The 2,735-nt window shown below is 64.5% G+C and carries 1 protein-coding gene; it reads left to right on the forward strand.

From position 1 onward, the window contains the following. On the forward strand, positions 1-2,547 hold a 2,547-nt coding region (locus SX243_25765; protein MDY7096398.1), incomplete at its 5' end, for a DNA-directed RNA polymerase subunit beta'. Positions 2,548-2,735 lie beyond the last annotated feature (188 nt).

The following is a 2,735-nucleotide window of genomic DNA, read 5'->3' on the forward strand; positions in this document are numbered from 1 at the left end:
ACCCTGTCGAGCATCCGGGTGCGTTACTCGGGGCGCTACATCAACCTCGACACTCAATACAGCAACCAGGACATCCTGCACGCCGAGGTCGAGGATCTGGAGCGCAAGGTCATCGACACCACCGTCGGCCGGGTGATCCTCAATCAGCACCTGCCGAAGGAGATCCCGTTCATCAACGGCCTGCTCAAGAAGCGCGGCCTCCAGGATCTGGTGGGCTATTGCTTCATCAAGCTCGGTGCTCCGGCGACGGTGAAGATGCTCGACGAGCTCAAGGAGATCACCTTCAATTACGCCACCAAGGCGGGCATCTCCATCGGCGTCGACGACATGGTCATCCCGTCGAGCAAGGCCGAGCTGCTGGGCAAGGCCGAGGCCGACGTCCTCGAAATCGAGGCTCAGCGCACCAACGGTGTGATCACCGCCGGTGAGCGCAAGAACAAGATCATCGACATCTGGCACCGCACTACGGAGCAGGTGTCGGAAGAGATGTTCTACGAGATGAAGAAGGTGGAGACCGACCGCGGCGAGTTCAACCCCATCAACATGATGGCGGACTCCGGCGCCCGAGGCTCCCGCGAGCAGGTACGTCAGCTGGCCGGTATGCGCGGCCTCATGTCCAAGCCTTCCGGCGAGGTCATCGAGACCCCCATTACCGCCAACTTCCGCGAAGGCCTGTCCGTGCTGCAGTACTTCATTTCCACCCACGGCGCCCGCAAGGGTCTGGCGGATACGGCGCTCAAGACCGCCGACTCCGGCTACCTCACCCGGCGTCTGGTGGACGTGGCGCAGGACGTCATCATCAACGAGGAAGATTGCGGCACCATTGACGGCATCTTCGTCACCGCCATCATGGAGGGTGGTGAGATCCTCGAGCCGCTGCGCGACCGCATCGTCGGCCGTGTCAGCCAGGAAGAGATCTACGACCCGATGACCGGCGAAGTCATCGTCGAGCTCGGCGCGGAGATCACCGAGGAGCTGGCCAACGCCGTGCAGAGCGCGGGCATCGAGCGGGTGCGGATTCGTTCCGTGCTCACCTGCGAGACCCGCCGCGGCGTGTGCGCCGCCTGCTACGGCCGCAACCTGGCCACCGGCAAGATGGTGGAGATCGGCGAGGCCGTGGGCGTCATCGCCGCCCAGTCCATCGGCGAGCCCGGCACCCAGCTGACCATGCGGACCTTCCACTTTGGTGGTACCGCCAGCCGCGTGTCCGAGCAGTCCAAGCACTCCGCCACCAACCCCGGCACCGTGCGCTTCATCAACGTCAACACCGTCGAGTCCAAGGCCGGCGATCTGGTGGTGATCAACCGCAACGGCAAGCTGGTGCTGGTGGACGACAAGGGCCGCGAGCTCGAGCGCTACGCACTGACCTACGGCTCCCACCTGCTGGTGCGCGAGGGCGACACCGTCAAGCCCGGCACCGAGCTGGTGGAGTGGGATCCCTTCACCTACGCCATCCTCAGCGAGATCGGCGGCAAGATCGAGTTCCAGGACATCGTCGAAGGCGAGAACGTCCGGGAGGAGACCGACAAGGTCACCGGTCTGTCGCAGAAGATCATCGTCGAGGCCTCGGCCAACGAGAAGCGGGTTCCCGCCATCGTGGTCAAGGGCACCGGCGACGCCGAGAAGCGCTACCTGCTGCCGTCCGGTTCTCACCTCATGGTGGGCGACGGCCAGCGGGTGCACCCCGGCGACACCCTGGTGAAGATCCCCCGCGAGACCACCAAGACCAAGGACATCACCGGCGGTCTGCCCCGCGTGGTGGAGCTCTTCGAGGCCCGCAGCCCCAAGGAGCCCGCCATCATCACCGAGATCGACGGCACGGTGCAGTTGGGCGACGTCCACAAGGGCATGCGCAAGGTCATCGTGGTCAGCGACACCGGCGACGAGCGCGAGTACCTGGTACCTCGGTCCATCCACATCAACGTGCAGCAGGGCGAGCGGGTGAACGCCGGCGATCCGCTGATCGACGGCCCCATCAACCCCCACGACGTGCTGCAGGTGCTCGGTGAGAAGGAGCTCCAGCGTTACCTGGTGGACAAGATCCAGGAGGTCTACCGCTCCCAGAGCGTGCAGATCAACGACAAGCACATCGAGGTCATCGTCCGTCAGATGATGCGCTCGGTGAAGATCGAGGAGGTCGGGGATACCCAATTCCTCATCGACGAGCAGGTCGACCGCTGGCGCTTCCAGGAAGAGAACGACGAGGTCATCGCCGCCGGTGGCCAGCCCGCCGTGGGCCGGCCTCTGCTCTTGGGCATCACCAAGGCGTCCCTGTCCACCGAGAGCTTCATCTCAGCGGCCAGCTTCCAGGAGACCACCCGGGTGCTCACCGAGGCTGCCATCAGCGGCAAGGTGGATTACCTGCGCGGCCTGAAGGAAAACGTCATCGTCGGCCGTCTGATCCCCGCCGGCACCGGCATGGGCTACTACCACGACTTCCACATGCAGGAAGAGGCGTATCCCGAGGCCGGTCGCGACGAGGACGAGCTCTTCTTTGAGCTCACCGACGAGGACATCCGGGCCCTGCCCAAGGAGGTCGGCGAGTAAGCTCTCGTCCCCTCATCCTTGCTTCCAACGAGCGGAGGCGCGCCCCTCACCGGGCCGCCTCCGTTTTTGTATGTGTGCCCGGCATGGGCATCGACCTGGAGGTGAAAGTCCTCCCGGAACTAGGTCACAGGGACCGAAGCGAAGCGCAAGGTGTCGACCGTGAGGAAGACACTGAAGGAAGCGTGGAG

It is taken from the genome of Acidobacteriota bacterium (genome assembly GCA_034211275.1).
Lineage (GTDB): Bacteria > Acidobacteriota > Thermoanaerobaculia > Multivoradales > JAHZIX01 > JAGQSE01.